Source organism: Escherichia sp. UTM R2 (assembly GCF_048593455.1).
Classification (GTDB): Bacteria; Pseudomonadota; Gammaproteobacteria; order Enterobacterales; family Enterobacteriaceae; genus Escherichia; species Escherichia coli.
Genome location: NZ_JBFWDY010000002.1, coordinates 4296483 through 4316387 on the forward strand (window position 1 = coordinate 4296483; position 19905 = coordinate 4316387).

10 protein-coding genes, 1 tRNA gene and 3 rRNA genes are annotated in these 19905 nt (G+C 52.0%); 4 read left to right on the plus strand and 10 right to left on the minus strand.

Annotated features, from left to right (window positions below):
• The first annotated feature begins 94 nt into the window (after window positions 1-94).
• Window positions 95-1669 (plus strand): ShET2/EspL2 family type III secretion system effector toxin, encoded by a 1575-nt coding sequence (locus AB4H76_RS21560; protein ID WP_000632907.1) that lies wholly within the window; start codon window positions 95-97, stop codon window positions 1667-1669.
• Here the strand turns inward: AB4H76_RS21560 and aceK are convergent.
• From aceK to metA, 4 genes are all read right to left on the minus strand, one after another.
• A complete protein-coding gene (gene aceK, locus AB4H76_RS21565) occupies window positions 1638-3374 on the minus strand; it encodes a bifunctional isocitrate dehydrogenase kinase/phosphatase (protein WP_001137223.1) in 1737 nt (578 codons plus the stop codon). The genes AB4H76_RS21560 and aceK overlap by 32 nt on opposite strands.
• 280 nt (window positions 3375-3654) lie before the next feature.
• Entirely contained in the window at window positions 3655-4959 is a 1305-nt protein-coding gene (aceA, locus tag AB4H76_RS21570; RefSeq protein ID WP_000857856.1) for an isocitrate lyase, read from the minus strand.
• A gap of 29 nt (window positions 4960-4988) precedes the next feature.
• The gene (gene aceB, locus AB4H76_RS21575; RefSeq protein WP_000138905.1) at window positions 4989-6590 is read right to left on the minus strand and encodes a malate synthase A; all 1602 of its coding nucleotides are present in this window, start codon (window positions 6588-6590) and stop codon (window positions 4989-4991) included.
• 268 nt (window positions 6591-6858) lie between these two features.
• A complete protein-coding gene (gene metA, locus AB4H76_RS21580; protein WP_001122777.1) occupies window positions 6859-7788 on the minus strand; it encodes a homoserine O-acetyltransferase MetA in 930 nt (309 codons plus the stop codon).
• A 156-nt stretch (window positions 7789-7944) separates the two neighbouring features.
• On the opposite strand from metA, the gene AB4H76_RS21585 reads away from it, so the two are divergent.
• Window positions 7945-8388, plus strand: coding sequence for an acetyltransferase (locus AB4H76_RS21585; protein ID WP_000237005.1), 444 nt, complete (start codon window positions 7945-7947; stop codon window positions 8386-8388).
• A gap of 294 nt (window positions 8389-8682) precedes the next feature.
• Here the strand turns inward: AB4H76_RS21585 and rrf are convergent.
• From rrf to AB4H76_RS21605, 4 genes are all read right to left on the minus strand, one after another.
• Window positions 8683-8798 (minus strand): 5S ribosomal RNA (gene rrf / locus AB4H76_RS21590).
• A gap of 94 nt (window positions 8799-8892) precedes the next feature.
• Window positions 8893-11796: ribosomal RNA gene (locus tag AB4H76_RS21595) — 23S ribosomal RNA — on the minus strand.
• A gap of 193 nt (window positions 11797-11989) precedes the next feature.
• Window positions 11990-12065: transfer RNA gene (locus AB4H76_RS21600), tRNA-Glu, on the minus strand.
• Window positions 12066-12150: 85 nt separating this feature from the next.
• Window positions 12151-13692, minus strand: a 16S ribosomal RNA gene (locus AB4H76_RS21605).
• Together the 16S, 23S and 5S rRNA genes with 1 tRNA gene alongside form the textbook arrangement of a ribosomal RNA operon.
• A gap of 616 nt (window positions 13693-14308) precedes the next feature.
• On the opposite strand from AB4H76_RS21605, the gene purH reads away from it, so the two are divergent.
• Both purH and purD read left to right on the plus strand, forming a co-directional pair.
• On the plus strand, window positions 14309-15898 hold the full coding sequence (gene purH / locus AB4H76_RS21610) for a bifunctional phosphoribosylaminoimidazolecarboxamide formyltransferase/IMP cyclohydrolase (RefSeq protein ID WP_001187559.1): 1590 nt from the start codon (window positions 14309-14311) through the stop codon (window positions 15896-15898).
• A gap of 11 nt (window positions 15899-15909) precedes the next feature.
• Window positions 15910-17199: a phosphoribosylamine--glycine ligase gene (gene purD / locus AB4H76_RS21615; RefSeq protein WP_085452755.1), complete on the plus strand. Its 1290-nt coding sequence runs from the start codon at window positions 15910-15912 to the stop codon at window positions 17197-17199.
• Here the strand turns inward: purD and zraR are convergent.
• On the minus strand, window positions 17196-18521 hold the full coding sequence (zraR, locus tag AB4H76_RS21620; RefSeq protein WP_000148551.1) for a sigma-54-dependent response regulator transcription factor ZraR: 1326 nt from the start codon (window positions 18519-18521) through the stop codon (window positions 17196-17198). The two genes, purD and zraR, sit on opposite strands and share 4 nt — an antisense overlap.
• Window positions 18518-19894: a two-component system sensor histidine kinase ZraS gene (zraS, locus tag AB4H76_RS21625; protein WP_001211923.1), complete on the minus strand. Its 1377-nt coding sequence runs from the start codon at window positions 19892-19894 to the stop codon at window positions 18518-18520. Before zraS ends, zraR begins: the two co-directional genes overlap by 4 nt.
• Window positions 19895-19905 lie beyond the last annotated feature (11 nt).

The following is a 19905-nucleotide window of genomic DNA, read 5'->3' on the forward strand; positions in this document are numbered from 1 at the left end:
GATTTATGATATTTCTTTAGTTGTAATCATATTAAATTTTTTCACTGTTCTGATAGTTAAAATTCAAGACATCAATAAACAATGAGATATTTAAATGATTACTCGTATTCCTCGTAGTTCTTTCTCTGCAAATATTAATAATACAGCCCAGACAAATGAACACCAAACCCTGAGTGAATTGTTTTATAAAGAACTCGAGGATAAATTTTCTGGCAAGGAGCTGGCGACGCCTCTATTAAAAAGCTTCTCAGAGAACTGTAGACAAAATGGTCGTCATATCTTTAGCAACAAGGATTTTGTCATTAAATTTTCCACGTCCGTCTTACAAGCTGATAAGAAAGAAATTACGATAATTAATAAAAACGAAAACACGACACTTACTCAAACCATTGCCCCAATATTTGAAAAATACCTAATGGAAATTTTACCTCAACGCTCAGACACTCTTGATAAACAAGAATTAAACCTAAAATCAGATAGAAAAGAAAAAGAATTCCCAAGAATTAAACTTAATGGTCAATGTTATTTTCCGGGGCGACCCCAAAACCGTATAGTATGCCGACACATTGCTGCACAATATATTAATGATATTTATCAGAATGTTGATTACAAACCCCATCAAGATGATTACTCTTCAGCTGAAAAATTTCTCACGCACTTCAACAAAAAATGCAAAAACCAGACTTTGGCGTTGGTTTCCAGCCGTCCTGAGGGGCGTTGCGTTGCTGCCTGCGGTGATTTCGGGCTAGTTATGAAAGCATATTTTGACAAGATGGAATCAAATGGCATCAGTGTTATGGCAGCCATATTACTGGTGGATAACCATGCTTTGACGGTCCGGCTAAGAATAAAGAACACAACTGAAGGATGTACCCATTACGTGGTTTCGGTTTATGATCCTAATGTAACTAACGATAAAATAAGAATTATGAGCGAAAGCAAAGAGAATATTAAACACTATTCTCTGATGGATTTTATGAATGTAGATTATAGCCTCCTGAAATGGTCAAATGATCATATTATTAACCAATCTGTTGCAATAATTCCAGCACTTCCGAAAGAACAGCTATTGATGTTAAAAGGATCTGTGGATGAAATAACCCCTCCATTATCACCAGCAACGATGAATTTGCTAATGGCAATTGGTCAGAATCACCAACTTACGCAACTGATGATTCAGCTCCAGAAAATGCCAGAACTACATAGAACAGAAATGTTGACTGCCTATAATAGTGGACATATGAACGTTATTAATACTATTTTTAACGCATTACCCACTCTGTTTAATACGTTTAAATTCGATAAAAAAAATATGAAGCCCCTCCTCCTGGCAAATAATTCTAATGAATATCCCGGTTTGTTTTCAGCGATACAGCATAAACAACAGAATGTTGTAGAGACGGTTTATCTTGCTTTATCTAACCATGCACGCCTGTTTGGATTTACCGCTGAAGATATTATGGATTTTTGGCAACACAAAGCCCCACAAAAATACTCTGCCTTTGAGTTGGCTTTTGAATTGGGTCACCGGGTTATTGCTGAATTAATCCTTAATACATTAAATAAGATGGCTGAAAGCTTTGGCTTTACGGATAACCCTCGATACATTGCGGAGAAAAATTATATGGAAGCTTTACTCAAAAAAGCATCTCCCCATACCGTACGCTAAATCTTTGCCTGCGCCGATACGCATAAACATCTTCCACATGCCCTTCACGTATGCGGTTTTGTAGTGCGCGCCAGTAATCAGCGCGGAACAGGTCGGCGTGCATCTCTTCAAACAGCGGACCAATACGCGGGTCGGCGCATAGCCAGTGGCGAAACTCTTCCGGGAAAACATCGCCCGGCGAGACGCTGTACCACGGTTCGCTGGCAAGTTCGTCTTCCGGATAGCGCGGCGGCGGGATGTCGCGGAAATTCACTTCCGTCATGTAGCAAATTTCATCGTAATCATAAAAAACCACACGCCCGTGACGGGTGACACCGAAGTTTTTAAACAGCATGTCGCCAGGAAAAATGTTAGCAGCGGCAAGCTGGCGAATAGCGTTACCGTATTCTTCAATGGCGTCGCGCAACTGCTGACCTTCCACTTGTTCCAGCCAGATATTGAGCGGCACCATCCGCCGCTCGATATAGAGATGGCGAATTACAATCTGCTCACCAAGATCGGTGATTTTTTCCGCTGCTTCCTGGAGCAGTAATTCCATTAATGCCGGGGAAATATGCCGCTTCTCCAGCACAAAGTTTTCAAACTCCTGGGTGTCCGCCATTCGGCCCACACGGTCGTGCTCTTTCACCAGTTGATAGCAGGCACGAACGTGAGCGGCAGACATCTCTTTCTGCGGCGCGAACTTGTCTTTGATGACTTTGAATACCCGATCAAAGCCCGGCAGCGTAAATACCAACATCACCATTCCACGAATACCCGGCGCTTCAATGAACTGCTCATTACAGCCCTGTAGATAAACGAGATATTCGCGGTAGCTTTCGGTTTTGGCGTGCTTCTGGCAGCCGATAGCCATATACAATTCAGCGGTGGTTTTACCCGGCAGAATTTCCCGTAGCCACTCGACCAACGCTGCGGGCAGCGGCGCGTAAACCATAAAATAAGAACGCGCGAAGCCAAAGACGATGCTCGCTTCGGCGGTGGTCGTCAGGCAGGTATCAATAAATAACTCGCCATCGTCCGTCTGGTGGATCGGCAGCAAAAAGGGCAATGTGCCGGAAGACGTGATCAGTTTGCCCACCAGCCAGGCGGCTTTATTGCGGTAAAACAGTTCGTTCGCCACCTGTAAATGACTTTCCGCGAGGTTGTCTGTCCCCAGCGTTTCCGTCAGATGGCGAATGATGTAATGAATGTCACGGCTTTTATTCTGCCAACGCAGACGCAGCGGCAGGTCGCTGATAACGCGCATCAGCAGAGATTCCCAGCCGTGATCGGGGTGAAAGTCTTTCGCCAGCGGGCGCGGAATAGTACGAAAACGGCGCTCTGGCTGGGAGCTAAAGATAAAAAGCCGCTCGGGAGTAAGCGAGCGGTGGTCAAATAACCGACAGTACACGGAGTTAAAAAAGCTCTCCGCAATCTCGAAGCGCGGGTAATCCGGCAACAGCCGCGTGTAATGCTCTTTAACGCGCAGTAAAAATGCCGCGTCCGTACTTTGGCCGTTAGTAATGCAGCGCAGTTGCTCCACGACCAGACCAACGTGATGATCGTAAAGATGGATACGGTTTTTCATCGCCTGCTGGACAGCATGCCAGTCGGCCTGTTCGAAACGCTGCTGCGCCCCGGAAGTCACTTCGAGGAATCGACCATACTGAGCGTCGAAGCCTTGCAAAATGGTTTGAGCAATCAGTAATTCCAGGCCACGCGGCATTTAGCGCCCTCATCAGGAGCAGAGAATTGCCGGATGCGGCGTAAATGCCTTATCCGGCCTACGTTCGGCAACGGTTGTAGGCATGATAAGACGCGCAAGCGTCGCATCAGGCATCGTGCACCGATTGCCGGATGCGGCGTGAACGCCTTATCCGGCCTACGTTCGGCAACGGCTGTAGGCATGATAAGACGCGCAAGCGTCGCATCAGGCATCGTGCACCGATTGCCGGATGCGGCGTGAACGCCTTATCCGGCCTACAGTCAGCAACGGTTGTTGTTGCTTAGAACTGCGATTCTTCGGTGGAGCCGGTCAGCGCTGTAACCGACGACGTGCCGCCCTGAATAATAGTCGTCACTTTATCGAAGTAACCTGTACCCACTTCCTGCTGGTGAGATACGAAGGTATAGCCATCTTTCGCGGCGGCAAATTCCGGCTGCTGCACTTTCTCAACGTAGTGCTTCATACCCTCGCCCTGGGCATAGGCGTTTGCCAGGTCAAACATGTTGAACCACATGCTGTGGATACCTGCCAGGGTGATGAACTGGAACTTGTAGCCCATATCCGACAGCTGCTGCTGGAAGCTGGCAATAGTTTTGTCGTCGAGGTTTTTCTGCCAGTTGAACGACGGCGAGCAGTTATAAGCCAGCAGTTTGCCCGGATATTTCGCGTGGATAGCTTGTGCAAAGCGACGCGCCAGTTCCAGATCCGGCGTGGAGGTTTCACACCAGACCAGGTCAGCATATGGCGCATACGCCAGGCCACGGCTGATCGCTTGCTCAATGCCCGCATGAGTACGGAAGAAGCCTTCACTGGTACGCTCGCCAGTAATAAATTCACTGTCATACGGGTCGCAATCGGAGGTAATCAGATCCGCCGCATCAGCATCGGTACGGGCAACCAGCAGGGTTGGAACGCCCGTCACGTCAGCTGCCAGACGCGCCGCGACCAGTTTCTGAATAGCTTCCTGAGTTGGCACTAAAACTTTGCCGCCCATGTGACCGCATTTCTTCACTGACGCCAGCTGATCTTCGAAGTGAACTGCCGCTGCACCGGCTTCAATCATCGCTTTCATCAGTTCAAAGGCATTCAGGACACCGCCAAAACCGGCTTCCGCATCGGCAACGATCGGCAGGAAGTAATCGACATAGCGCGGATCGCCCGGCTCAATGCCCGCGGACCATTGGATCTGATCGGCACGACGGAAGGTGTTGTTGATCCGCTCCACCACAGCTGGCACCGAGTTTGCCGGATAGAGCGACTGATCCGGATACATGCTGGCCGCCAGGTTAGCGTCCGCCGCTACCTGCCATCCCGACAGATAGACTGCTTCAATACCCGCTTTCGCCTGTTGCAGCGCCTGACCGCCAGTCAGTGCGCCGAGGCTGTTGATGTAGCCTTTTTTCGACTCACCGTGCAGCAGACGCCACATTTTCGCTGCGCCCAGTTGCGCCAGCGTGCATTCAGGATTGACTGAACCGCGTAATTTCACCACATCTTCCGCACTGTATGGGCGAGTAATGCCTTCCCAACGCGGTTGAGTCCACTCTTTCTGTAATTCTTCAATTTGTTGTGTACGGGTTTTCATGTGCAGATGCTCCATAGTTATGTGGTGGTTTACGCTAACAGGCGGTAGCCTGGCAGGGTCAGGAAATCAATTAACTCATCGGAAGTGGTGATCTGTTCCATCAAGCGTGCGGCATCGTCAAAACGCCCCTGGGAGAAACGTTCTTCGCCCAGTTCGCTGGCAATGACTTTCATCTCTTCGCCCAGCATCTGGCGGAACAAGGCTTTGGTCACCGGTTTGCCATTGCTCAACGTTTTTTGATGATGGATCCACTGCCAGATCGAGGTACGGGAAATTTCAGCCGTCGCCGCATCTTCCATCAGGCCATAAATCGGCACACAGCCGTTGCCAGAGATCCACGCTTCGATGTACTGCACAGCCACGCGAATGTTGGCGCGCATACCTTCTTCGGTGCGTTCACCATCACAAGGTGCCAGCAGCTGATCGGCAGTAATCGGCGCGTCTTGTTCGCGCATCACTTCAAGCTGATTTTTACGGGAGCCGAGAATGTCGTTGAATACCGCCATTGCCGTGTCCGCAAGGCCTGGGTGAGCGATCCATGTGCCATCGTGACCGTTATTGGCTTCCAGCGATTTATCCGCTTTTACTTTGTTGAGCACCTGGTTATTGTGCTCTTCATCTTTGCTCGGAATAAACGCCGCCATGCCGCCCATCGCAAAAGCACCGCGTTTATGGCAGGTTTTAATCAACAGGCGTGAGTAAGCATTCAGGAATGGTTTATCCATCGTCACTGCCTGTCTGTCTGGCAGGACGCGATCGGGATAGTTTTTCAACGTTTTGATATAGCTGAAGATGTAATCCCAACGACCGCAGTTCAGACCAACAATATGGTCACGCAGCGCGTGAAGGATTTCATCCATCTGGAACACGGCGGGCAGCGTTTCAATCAGCAACGTCGCCTTGATGGTGCCGCGCGGCAGATTAAAGCGATCTTCTGCATAGCTGAAGACTTCGCTCCACCAGGCCGCTTCCTGCCAGGACTGGGTTTTCGGCAGATAGAAATAGGGACCACTGCCCTTTGCCAACAGTGCCTGATAGTTGTGGAAGAAATAGAGCGCAAAATCAAACAGGCTGCCGGGGATTGCCTCACCACGCCAGGTGACATGTTTTTCCGGCAAGTGCAGACCGCGTACCCGACAAATCAAAACCGCTGGATTGGGCTTGAGCTGGTAAATTTTGCCTGCTTCATTAGTGTAACTGATGGTGCCGTTAACCGCATCACGCAGGTTAATTTGCCCGTCGATCACTTTGTTCCAGTCTGGTGCCAGTGAATCTTCGAAATCGGCCATAAAGACTTTCACATTGGCGTTGAGCGCGTTGATCACCATCTTGCGCTCTACCGGGCCAGTTATCTCTACGCGGCGGTCTTCTAAGTCCGCAGGAATCCCGCGAATTTTCCAATCAGCATCGCGAATGGAAGCTGTTTCCGAAATAAAATCAGGCAACGTTCCGTTATCAATATCTTGCTGCTGCTGAATGCGCGCTGCCAGAAGTTTATTGCGTTGTGGCGTAAAATGCGTCACCAGCTCAGTCAGAAATTCTACCGCTTCGGCAGTAAGAATTTGCTTCTCCTGCTCGCCATACGGCCTTGTGAAAGCCAGTTCATCGGTTGTTGTTGCCTGTTCAGTCATCGTGCAGCTCCTCGTCATGGATCCGAAAACTTCCCCACTGTGAACGAAGGATCGTTGTGCGCTTTTCGTTCAGCACAACTAAGACTACTCATTTAAAATGCAAAATCAAAAACAATTTCCATTTTAATTAAAAATACTTGATAACTTGTTGATAACAATATGAATAAAATTTATTCACCTGCTGAGGTACGTTTCGGAAATAAAAAAGGCACCCGAAGGTGCCTGAGGTAAGGTGCTGAATCGCTTAACGATCGACTATCACAGAAGATTAATCCAGCGTTGGATTCATGTGCCGTAGATCGTATGGCGTGATCTGGTAGACGTAATAGTTGAGCCAGTTGGTAAACAGTAAATTACCGTGACTACGCCAGCTCGCTCGCGGTGTATTTTGCGGATCATTGTGCGGGAAATAGTTATACGGTACATCCGGGTCTAGTCCGGCTTCCACATCGCGGAAAAATTCCTGCGCCAGCGTTTGCGCATCATATTCGGGATGGCCCGTCACAAAGGCAATGCGCTTATCTTTACTGGCAAACAGATATGCATCCCCTTCTTCCGTCTCTGCCAGAATTTCCAGATCGGTGTAATCACGAATCAACGCTGCCGGAAAGTCAGCATAGCGCGAATGCGGTGCCAGGAATGAATCATCAAAGCCACGCGTCAGAAGCGCATGAGGATGGAGAATATGATGCTCGTAAACGCCAGAGAGTTTGTCGGTGCGAGTTTGCTTAGGAATGCCGTAGAGGATATTGAGCGCGGCCTGTACCGCCCAGCAGACAAACAGCGTCGAGGTGACGTGATCTTTCGACCACTCCAGCACCTGTTTGATCTGCGGCCAGTAAGCGACATCATTAAACTCCACCAGGCCCAGCGGTGCACCAGTTACAATCAAACCGTCAAAGTTCTGATCCTGAATATCTTCAAAGTTACAGTAGAAGTTGTTCAGATGCTCTGCGGGCGTGTTGCGCGATTCACGGGAATCGATGCGCAACAGCTGAATATCGACCTGCAAAGGTGAGTTTGAAAGCAGGCGCAGAAACTGATTTTCAGTTTCAATCTTCTTCGGCATCAGGTTAAGGATCAGAACCTTAAGTGGACGAATTTCCTGACCAGACGCACGAGAAGTTGTCATCACAAAGACGTTTTCTTCACGCAAGAAATTGACGGCGGGTAGCTCGTCCGGCACACGAATCGGCATAACCTGATTACCTCACTACATACGCTTATACGTTTAGACATCCAGATAGCTGAAGATAACCAGAAAATTTGCCAATGTCGAGCCTGCATGTTGAAGGTGAGAAAGTTTCAAGGAAAAGACTACGTTAGAATATAAGAATGACTAAAAGGAGAGAAAATGGTTATTAGTATTCGCCGCTCACGGCATGAGGAAGGGGAGGAACTCGTTGCGATTTGGTGTCGTTCTGTCGATGCCACTCACGATTTTCTATCAGCAGAGTATCGGACCGAGCTGGAGGACCTAGTTCGTTCCTTCCTGCCGGAAGCGCCGTTGTGGGTCGCGGTTAATGAGCGGGATCAGCCGGTTGGATTTATGTTGCTAAGTGGGCAGCATATGGATGCGCTGTTTATCGATCCTGATGTGCGCGGCTGCGGCGTAGGTCGGGTGCTGGTGGAGCATGCGCTCTCGATGGCACCGGAACTGACAACCAACGTTAATGAGCAAAATGAGCAGGCGGTTGGGTTCTATAAGAAGGTGGGTTTTAAGGTTACGGGACGCTCTGAGGTGGACGATTTGGGGAAACCGTATCCGTTGCTGAATCTGGCGTATGTGGGGGAATAAGCCGCCCCCTATCGTGCTATCGTGCCTGCGTAAGCTGGATAAGACGCGCCAGCGTCGCATCCGGCATTTTTTTCTGCGCCAATGCAAAAAGGCCATCCTGACGGATGGCCTTTCGCTTTATTTGATGCCTGGCAGTTTATGGCGGGCGTCCTGCCCGCCACCCTCCGGGCCGTTGCTTCGCAACGTTCAAATCCGCTCCCGGCGGATTTGTCCTACTCAGGAGAGCGTTCACCGACAAACAACAGATAAAACAAAAGGCCCAGTCTTTCGACTGAGCCTTTTGTTTTATTTGATGCCTGGCAGTTCCCTACTCTCGCATGGGGAGACCCCACACTACCATCGGCGCTACGGCGTTTCACTTCTGAGTTCGGCATGGGGTCAGGTGGGACCACCGCGCTACGGCCGCCAGGCAAATTCTGTTTTATCAGACCGCTTCTGCGTTCTGATTTAATCTGTATCAGGCTGAAAATCTTCTCTCATCCGCCAAAACAGCTTCGGCGTTGTAAGGTTAAGCCTCACGGTTCATTAGTACCGGTTAGCTCAACGCATCGCTGCGCTTACACACCCGGCCTATCAACGTCGTCGTCTTCAACGTTCCTTCAGGACTCTCAAGGAGTCAGGGAGAACTCATCTCGGGGCAAGTTTCGTGCTTAGATGCTTTCAGCACTTATCTCTTCCGCATTTAGCTACCGGGCAGTGCCATTGGCATGACAACCCGAACACCAGTGATGCGTCCACTCCGGTCCTCTCGTACTAGGAGCAGCCCCCCTCAGTTCTCCAGCGCCCACGGCAGATAGGGACCGAACTGTCTCACGACGTTCTAAACCCAGCTCGCGTACCACTTTAAATGGCGAACAGCCATACCCTTGGGACCTACTTCAGCCCCAGGATGTGATGAGCCGACATCGAGGTGCCAAACACCGCCGTCGATATGAACTCTTGGGCGGTATCAGCCTGTTATCCCCGGAGTACCTTTTATCCGTTGAGCGATGGCCCTTCCATTCAGAACCACCGGATCACTATGACCTGCTTTCGCACCTGCTCGCGCCGTCACGCTCGCAGTCAAGCTGGCTTATGCCATTGCACTAACCTCCTGATGTCCGACCAGGATTAGCCAACCTTCGTGCTCCTCCGTTACTCTTTAGGAGGAGACCGCCCCAGTCAAACTACCCACCAGACACTGTCCGCAACCCGGATTACGGGTCAACGTTAGAACATCAAACATTAAAGGGTGGTATTTCAAGGTCGGCTCCATGCAGACTGGCGTCCACACTTCAAAGCCTCCCACCTATCCTACACATCAAGGCTCAATGTTCAGTGTCAAGCTATAGTAAAGGTTCACGGGGTCTTTCCGTCTTGCCGCGGGTACACTGCATCTTCACAGCGAGTTCAATTTCACTGAGTCTCGGGTGGAGACAGCCTGGCCATCATTACGCCATTCGTGCAGGTCGGAACTTACCCGACAAGGAATTTCGCTACCTTAGGACCGTTATAGTTACGGCCGCCGTTTACCGGGGCTTCGATCAAGAGCTTCGCTTGCGCTGACCCCATCAATTAACCTTCCGGCACCGGGCAGGCGTCACACCGTATACGTCCACTTTCGTGTTTGCACAGTGCTGTGTTTTTAATAAACAGTTGCAGCCAGCTGGTATCTTCGACTGATTTCAGCTCCACGAGCAAGTCGCTTCACCTACATATCAGCGTGCCTTCTCCCGAAGTTACGGCACCATTTTGCCTAGTTCCTTCACCCGAGTTCTCTCAAGCGCCTTGGTATTCTCTACCTGACCACCTGTGTCGGTTTGGGGTACGATTTGATGTTACCTGATGCTTAGAGGCTTTTCCTGGAAGCAGGGCATTTGTTGCTTCAGCACCGTAGTGCCTCGTCATCACGCCTCAGCCTTGATTTTCCGGATTTGCCTGGAAAACCAGCCTACACGCTTAAACCGGGACAACCGTCGCCCGGCCAACATAGCCTTCTCCGTCCCCCCTTCGCAGTAACACCAAGTACAGGAATATTAACCTGTTTCCCATCGACTACGCCTTTCGGCCTCGCCTTAGGGGTCGACTCACCCTGCCCCGATTAACGTTGGACAGGAACCCTTGGTCTTCCGGCGAGCGGGCTTTTCACCCGCTTTATCGTTACTTATGTCAGCATTCGCACTTCTGATACCTCCAGCATGCCTCACAGCACACCTTCACAGGCTTACAGAACGCTCCCCTACCCAACAACGCATAAGCGTCGCTGCCGCAGCTTCGGTGCATGGTTTAGCCCCGTTACATCTTCCGCGCAGGCCGACTCGACCAGTGAGCTATTACGCTTTCTTTAAATGATGGCTGCTTCTAAGCCAACATCCTGGCTGTCTGGGCCTTCCCACATCGTTTCCCACTTAACCATGACTTTGGGACCTTAGCTGGCGGTCTGGGTTGTTTCCCTCTTCACGACGGACGTTAGCACCCGCCGTGTGTCTCCCGTGATAACATTCTCCGGTATTCGCAGTTTGCATCGGGTTGGTAAGTCGGGATGACCCCCTTGCCGAAACAGTGCTCTACCCCCGGAGATGAATTCACGAGGCGCTACCTAAATAGCTTTCGGGGAGAACCAGCTATCTCCCGGTTTGATTGGCCTTTCACCCCCAGCCACAAGTCATCCGCTAATTTTTCAACATTAGTCGGTTCGGTCCTCCAGTTAGTGTTACCCAACCTTCAACCTGCCCATGGCTAGATCACCGGGTTTCGGGTCTATACCCTGCAACTTAACGCCCAGTTAAGACTCGGTTTCCCTTCGGCTCCCCTATTCGGTTAACCTTGCTACAGAATATAAGTCGCTGACCCATTATACAAAAGGTACGCAGTCACACGCCTAAGCGTGCTCCCACTGCTTGTACGTACACGGTTTCAGGTTCTTTTTCACTCCCCTCGCCGGGGTTCTTTTCGCCTTTCCCTCACGGTACTGGTTCACTATCGGTCAGTCAGGAGTATTTAGCCTTGGAGGATGGTCCCCCCATATTCAGACAGGATACCACGTGTCCCGCCCTACTCATCGAGCTCACAGCATGTGCATTTTTGTGTACGGGGCTGTCACCCTGTATCGCGCGCCTTTCCAGACGCTTCCACTAACACACACACTGATTCAGGCTCTGGGCTGCTCCCCGTTCGCTCGCCGCTACTGGGGGAATCTCGGTTGATTTCTTTTCCTCGGGGTACTTAGATGTTTCAGTTCCCCCGGTTCGCCTCATTAACCTATGGATTCAGTTAATGATAGTGTGTCGAAACACACTGGGTTTCCCCATTCGGAAATCGCCGGTTATAACGGTTCATATCACCTTACCGACGCTTATCGCAGATTAGCACGTCCTTCATCGCCTCTGACTGCCAGGGCATCCACCGTGTACGCTTAGTCGCTTAACCTCACAACCCGAAGATGTTTCTTTCGATTCATCATCGCGTTGCGAAAATTTGAGAGACTCACGAACAACTTTCGTTGTTCAGTGTTTCAATTTTCAGCTTGATCCAGATTTTTAAAGAGCAAATATATCAAACATCACCCGAAGATGAGTTTTGAGATATTAAGGCAGGTGACTTTCACTCACAAACCAGCAAGTGGCGTCCCCTAGGGGATTCGAACCCCTGTTACCGCCGTGAAAGGGCGGTGTCCTGGGCCTCTAGACGAAGGGGACGTATCAGTCTGCTTCGCAAGACGCCTTGCTTTTCACTTTCTATCAGACAATCTGTGTGAGCACTGCAAAGAACGCTTCTTTAAGGTAAGGAGGTGATCCAACCGCAGGTTCCCCTACGGTTACCTTGTTACGACTTCACCCCAGTCATGAATCACAAAGTGGTAAGCGCCCTCCCGAAGGTTAAGCTACCTACTTCTTTTGCAACCCACTCCCATGGTGTGACGGGCGGTGTGTACAAGGCCCGGGAACGTATTCACCGTGGCATTCTGATCCACGATTACTAGCGATTCCGACTTCATGGAGTCGAGTTGCAGACTCCAATCCGGACTACGACGCACTTTATGAGGTCCGCTTGCTCTCGCGAGGTCGCTTCTCTTTGTATGCGCCATTGTAGCACGTGTGTAGCCCTGGTCGTAAGGGCCATGATGACTTGACGTCATCCCCACCTTCCTCCAGTTTATCACTGGCAGTCTCCTTTGAGTTCCCGGCCGGACCGCTGGCAACAAAGGATAAGGGTTGCGCTCGTTGCGGGACTTAACCCAACATTTCACAACACGAGCTGACGACAGCCATGCAGCACCTGTCTCACGGTTCCCGAAGGCACATTCTCATCTCTGAAAACTTCCGTGGATGTCAAGACCAGGTAAGGTTCTTCGCGTTGCATCGAATTAAACCACATGCTCCACCGCTTGTGCGGGCCCCCGTCAATTCATTTGAGTTTTAACCTTGCGGCCGTACTCCCCAGGCGGTCGACTTAACGCGTTAGCTCCGGAAGCCACGCCTCAAGGGCACAACCTCCAAGTCGACATCGTTTACGGCGTGGACTACCAGGGTATCTAATCCTGTTTGCTCCCCACGCTTTCGCACCTGAGCGTCAGTCTTCGTCCAGGGGGCCGCCTTCGCCACCGGTATTCCTCCAGATCTCTACGCATTTCACCGCTACACCTGGAATTCTACCCCCCTCTACGAGACTCAAGCTTGCCAGTATCAGATGCAGTTCCCAGGTTGAGCCCGGGGATTTCACATCTGACTTAACAAACCGCCTGCGTGCGCTTTACGCCCAGTAATTCCGATTAACGCTTGCACCCTCCGTATTACCGCGGCTGCTGGCACGGAGTTAGCCGGTGCTTCTTCTGCGGGTAACGTCAATGAGCAAAGGTATTAACTTTACTCCCTTCCTCCCCGCTGAAAGTACTTTACAACCCGAAGGCCTTCTTCATACACGCGGCATGGCTGCATCAGGCTTGCGCCCATTGTGCAATATTCCCCACTGCTGCCTCCCGTAGGAGTCTGGACCGTGTCTCAGTTCCAGTGTGGCTGGTCATCCTCTCAGACCAGCTAGGGATCGTCGCCTAGGTGAGCCGTTACCCCACCTACTAGCTAATCCCATCTGGGCACATCCGATGGCAAGAGGCCCGAAGGTCCCCCTCTTTGGTCTTGCGACGTTATGCGGTATTAGCTACCGTTTCCAGTAGTTATCCCCCTCCATCAGGCAGTTTCCCAGACATTACTCACCCGTCCGCCACTCGTCAGCGAAGCAGCAAGCTGCTTCCTGTTACCGTTCGACTTGCATGTGTTAGGCCTGCCGCCAGCGTTCAATCTGAGCCATGATCAAACTCTTCAATTTAAAAGTTTGATGCTCAAAGAATTAAACTTCGTAATGAATTACGTGTTCACTCTTGAGACTTGGTATTCATTTTTCGTCTTGCGACGTTAAGAATCCGTATCTTCGAGTGCCCACACAGATTGTCTGATAAATTGTTAAAGAGCAGTTGCGACGCGGCTTTCAGCTCACTGTCGCGAGGTGGCGTATATTACGCTTTCCTCTTTCAGAGTCAACCCTGAATTTCAGGATTTTTCTCTTCAACCGAACCGGCTGTTTGTGTGAAGTGATTCACATCCGCCGTGTCGATGGAGGCGCATTATAGGGAGTTCTCCGCAGGCCGCAATAGAAAAATTGCAGAAAAATAACTGACTGCTGCATTCCCCAGCAAAACCCCGCTTTATACCTTTTTACGCACAGAGTTATCCACAATCATCAATGTAATTTCTGTATTTTTCCCACGGTAACCACTGTCAAAATTGTGATCACCATTGAAAGAGAAAAATTCGCGAGCGCTGCGCAAACGTTTTCGTTACAATGCGGGCGAAAAATAAGGATGCCCCGTTAGGGGCGTTAGCTGAGTTTTTCGCGAAAAATTCAGCTAACGCTCTCTGTAATAGTCAAATCCAGGGGATTTACCATGCAACAACGTCGTCCAGTCCGCCGCGCTCTGCTCAGTGTTTCTGACAAAGCCGGTATCGTCGAATTCGCCCAGGCACTTTCCGCACGCGGTGTGGAGCTGCTGTCTACAGGGGGCACTGCCCGTCTGTTAGCAGAAAAAGGTCTGCCGGTAACCGAAGTTTCCGATTACACCGGTTTCCCGGAGATGATGGATGGACGCGTGAAGACCCTGCATCCGAAAGTACATGGTGGCATTCTGGGCCGTCGCGGCCAGGACGATGCCATTATGGAAGAACATCAGATCCAGCCTATCGATATGGTGGTTGTTAACCTGTATCCGTTCGCCCAGACCGTGGCCCGTGAAGGTTGCTCGCTGGAAGATGCGGTTGAGAACATCGATATCGGCGGCCCAACGATGGTGCGCTCCGCCGCCAAGAACCATAAAGATGTCGCAATCGTGGTGAAGAGCAGCGACTATGACGCCATTATTAAAGAGATGGATGACAACGAAGGATCGCTGACGCTTGCAACCCGTTTCGACCTCGCCATCAAAGCCTTCGAACACACTGCCGCCTACGACAGCATGATTGCCAACTACTTCGGCAGCATGGTTCCGGCTTACCACGGTGAAAGCAAAGAAGCCGCCGGTCGCTTCCCACGCACGCTGAACCTGAACTTCATTAAGAAGCTGGATATGCGTTACGGCGAGAACAGCCACCAGCAGGCTGCCTTCTATATAGAAGAGAATGTGAAAGAAGCCTCCGTTGCTACCGCAACCCAGGTTCAGGGTAAAGCCCTCTCTTATAACAACATCGCCGATACCGATGCGGCGCTGGAGTGCGTGAAAGAGTTCGCCGAGCCGGCATGTGTGATTGTGAAGCACGCCAACCCTTGCGGCGTGGCTATCGGCAATTCCATTCTTGATGCTTACGATCGCGCGTACAAAACCGACCCAACCTCCGCATTCGGCGGCATCATTGCCTTTAACCGCGAGCTGGATGCGGAAACCGCACAGGCCATCATTTCTCGTCAGTTTGTCGAAGTGATTATTGCGCCGTCCGCCAGCGAAGAAGCCCTGAAAATCACCGCCGCCAAACAGAACGTACGCGTTCTGACCTGCGGTCAGTGGGGCGAGCGTGTTCCGGGCCTCGATTTCAAACGCGTGAACGGCGGTCTGCTGGTTCAGGATCGTGACCTGGGGATGGTCGGTGCGGAAGAACTGCGCGTGGTGACCAAACGTCAGCCGAGCGAACAGGAACTGCGTGATGCGCTGTTCTGCTGGAAGGTGGCGAAGTTTGTGAAATCCAACGCTATCGTCTATGCCAAAAACAATATGACTATCGGCATTGGCGCGGGCCAGATGAGCCGCGTGTACTCCGCAAAAATCGCCGGTATTAAAGCGGCCGATGAAGGCCTGGAAGTGAAAGGTTCCTCGATGGCTTCTGACGCGTTCTTCCCGTTCCGCGACGGTATTGATGCCGCCGCCGCTGCGGGCGTGACCTGCGTAATCCAGCCTGGCGGTTCTATCCGTGATGACGAAGTGATTGCCGCCGCCGACGAGCACGGTATTGCGATGCTCTTCACCGACATGCGCCACTTCCGCCATTAATGGAGCAATAGATGAAAGTATTAGTGATTGGTAACGGCGGGCGCGAGCACGCGCTGGCCTGGAAAGCGGCGCAGTCGCCGCTGGTTGAAACTGTTTTTGTTGCTCCGGGTAATGCAGGTACTGCGCTGGAACCCGCGCTACAGAACGTCGCTATCGGCGTAACCGATATCCCGGCGCTGTTGGATTTCGCACAAAACGAAAAGATTGATCTGACCATCGTCGGCCCGGAAGCGCCGCTGGTGAAAGGCGTGGTCGATACCTTCCGCGCCGCCGGGCTGAAAATCTTCGGCCCAACCGCAGGTGCGGCCCAACTGGAAGGCTCAAAAGCGTTTACCAAAGATTTCCTGGCCCGCCATAAGATCCCTACGGCGGAATACCAGAACTTCACCGAGGTAGAACCTGCGCTGGCGTATCTGCGTGAGAAAGGCGCGCCAATCGTCATTAAAGCGGACGGTCTGGCTGCCGGGAAAGGCGTTATCGTGGCGATGACGCTGGAAGAAGCGGAAGCGGCTGTTCACGATATGCTGGCGGGCAACGCTTTTGGCGACGCGGGTCATCGCATCGTTATCGAAGAGTTCCTCGATGGCGAAGAAGCGAGCTTTATCGTGATGGTGGACGGAGAGCATGTGCTGCCGATGGCTACCAGCCAGGATCACAAACGCGTAGGCGATAAAGATACCGGACCAAACACCGGCGGGATGGGCGCTTACTCCCCCGCGCCGGTAGTAACCGATGAAGTTCATCAGCGCACCATGGAACGTATCATCTGGCCAACCGTGAAAGGCATGGCGGCGGAAGGCAACACCTACACCGGTTTTCTCTACGCGGGCCTGATGATCGACAAACAGGGCAATCCGAAGGTTATCGAATTTAACTGCCGCTTTGGCGATCCGGAAACCCAGCCGATTATGCTGCGCATGAAGTCCGATCTGGTTGAGCTCTGCCTGGCAGCCTGTGAAGGGAAGCTGGACGAGAAAACATCCGAGTGGGATGAACGCGCTTCTCTCGGCGTGGTGATGGCTGCGGGTGGATATCCGGGCGATTACCGCACCGGTGATGTGATCCACGGCCTGCCGCTGGAAGAAGTGGAAGACGGCAAAGTGTTCCATGCAGGCACAAAACTGGCGGATGACGAGCAGGTAGTGACCAGCGGCGGGCGCGTACTGTGCGTCACCGCGCTGGGTCATACCGTGGCAGAAGCGCAGAAACGCGCTTATACCTTAATGACCGATATTCACTGGGACGACTGCTTCTGCCGGAAAGATATCGGCTGGCGCGCCATCGAACGCGAGCAGAACTAACGCGACAGTTTTGCCAATAGCGTTTTGCGCGTGATCCCTAACTGACGGGCGGCTTCGGTTTTGTTGCCGCCCGTTTTCTCCAGCGCCGCCAGAATCACCTCTTTTTCCACTTCCACCAACGGCTGAATATCCTGACTTTGTCCCAGCGGGATCGGCGTACTGGCAATCGCCAGCGGCAGCTCGCGTTCGGAAATATATTCCCCGGTCAGCAGCACCACTGCCCGTTCCACCGCGTTTTCCAGCTCACGAATATTTCCCGGCCAGTCGTAATGAATCAACAGATCCATCGCCTGGGGCGTAAAACCTTTTACCGCCTTGCGATTACGCTCGGCAAAGCGCTGCAGAAAATGGCCAGCCAGCAGAGGGATATCTTCCCGCCGTTGCCGCAGCGATGGTACTTCAATCGCCACCACATTCAGGCGATAGTAGAGATCCTGGCGAAAACGCCCGGCATTCACCTCTGCGGCAAGATCGCGATGGGTCGCCGCAATCAGCCGGACATCAACCGAGATAGTCTGGTTGCTACCGACACGCTGAACTTCGCGCTCCTGAATCGCACGCAGCAGACGCACCTGCATCATCGGCGAGATATCGCCAATTTCATCGAGAAACAGCGTGCCGCCGTCCGCCTCAACAAAGCGCCCTTCCCGGCGTTTATCGGCTCCAGTAAACGCCCCTTTTTCGTGACCGAACAATTCAGATTCCAGCAAGGATTCGTTGAGTGCCGCACAGTTGAGCGTTACCAGCGGTTTTTCGCTACGTGCGCTACTGGCGTGAATCGCCCTGGCGACCAGCTCTTTACCGGTGCCGGAATCGCCGTGGATCAGCACCGTGGCTTCCGATGGCGCGACGAGGGCGATTTCACTGAGCAGGTGTTGCATCGCCGGGCTTTTACCGACCATACCGAACTGGCTGGCAGTCACCGCAGGTGTTTCAGCATCAATACTGTGCGTATGCGCGAGCGCCTTTTCCAGCGTCGCCTGTAGGTTATCGAAATCCAGCGGCTTGATGAGATAATCCAGCGCCCCGGTTTTCAGTGCCTCTACCGCCGTCTCGACGCTGGAGTATGCGGTCATAATCAGTACCGGAATCGCCGGATTTAACGCTTTGATCTCTTTTAGCGTGGCAATGCCGTCCATCTCCGCCATTCGCACATCGCAAAGCACAAGATCAAAAACTCGCTCCCGCACCTGCTCCAGCGCCTGTCGCCCGCTGTTCGCCAGCGCGACGTTATAGCCCCAGCCGCGCAGTAAAGCCTGCAAAATAGTGCAGTGGCTAATGTCATCATCCACCACCAGAATATCGATATTATCGTGCGTCATCCTTGTGGGTCCTTACGCGTAATATTGACCGGAAGACAGAGGGTGAACGTTGCGCCTTTTCCCTCCTGGCTTGCGACCTGAATTGTACCACCGTGTTGTTCAACAATATTATGCACGACCGCCAGCCCCAATCCGGTGCCTTCGGCTTTGGTGGTGAAGTACGGAGTGAAGATGGCTTCAAGCTGACCTGCCGCAATTCCCTTACCGCTGTCGGTAACGCTGATTTTCACGCCCGCGCCGCTTTCGCTGGCCGTCACGCTAATCACACCATGCTGACCAATCGCCTGAATAGCATTGAGATAGAGATTCAACAGGACCTGAGTCAGCCTGTCTGGGTCGGCCTGAATTACCGGTAATGTGTCGTTGGCGGTAAAGCGTAACTGGATCTCCCGGCTGTTTGCATCCTGGCTTACCAGCTGTAATGAGTGGTTAATCAGCGTGTTGAGATCCACCGCCTGCAAAGCCAGATGCGTTGGCTTAACCAGTTCCAGCAACTCGCTTACCACACGGTTTAAACGGTCGGCTTCTTTCGCCATCACCTGCGCCAATTGATGCGCTTCTCCCCCTGCTGGCGCGCGTTCGGCAAAGTATTTCGCCAGCCCTTTAATTGAGGAAAGTGGATTACGGATTTCGTGGGCAACGCCTGCTGCAAGATGCCCCAGTGCCACCAGCTTCTCTTTGCGCTTCATTTCATCCTGCAACAGCTGGCGCGAGCGCAGATAGCGGCGATACCAGAAGAATGACAACACGCTTGCCAGCAAGACCGTCGCCAGGGCGAAGAGGATAATCAGGGTGTTTCTCTGCTCACGATCTTCGGCACTCACAATATTACTGGCGTCGAAAGCGATGAAAATTGCTTGTGGTGTCGCGGCATACTGCTGCATATGGCGCATCCGGTGCATTCCAGCAGCAAACATCGGTTGAAACTGGCGATAAATTTCCAGAACAGGCTCGCCGTCTGCGCTATCGATCCGCCGCCACGCTTCTTCATCTCCCGGATGTAACTGCTGCATTTCCTGCGGGGAATAAAGCTGTTTTCCCACCATGCCGGAGTTGCTATGCATCACGATTGTTCCTTGTTCATCCGTGACCGCAAACCAACGTACTCCAGGCTGCCCGGCCATTTCTTCCAGTAAGGCCTGCTGCTGCGCATGATGCATGCGCATCCCCATGCCGACGCGCGAGCCGGATTCAAGAGCGCGAATAAGTACACTGCCTTTTTCCAGCAGCGTTTGTCTGGCGGCGGCAGTCTCGCGCCCATAATCGCGAATCACCGTCACCGCAAACAGCCCCACCAGCCCAACAATGACCACGGGGAGGATCGCGCTTAACCATTTAGCTAAGGAGTCTTTAGAACGTTGCATAAAACGCATCTTCTTCTTTG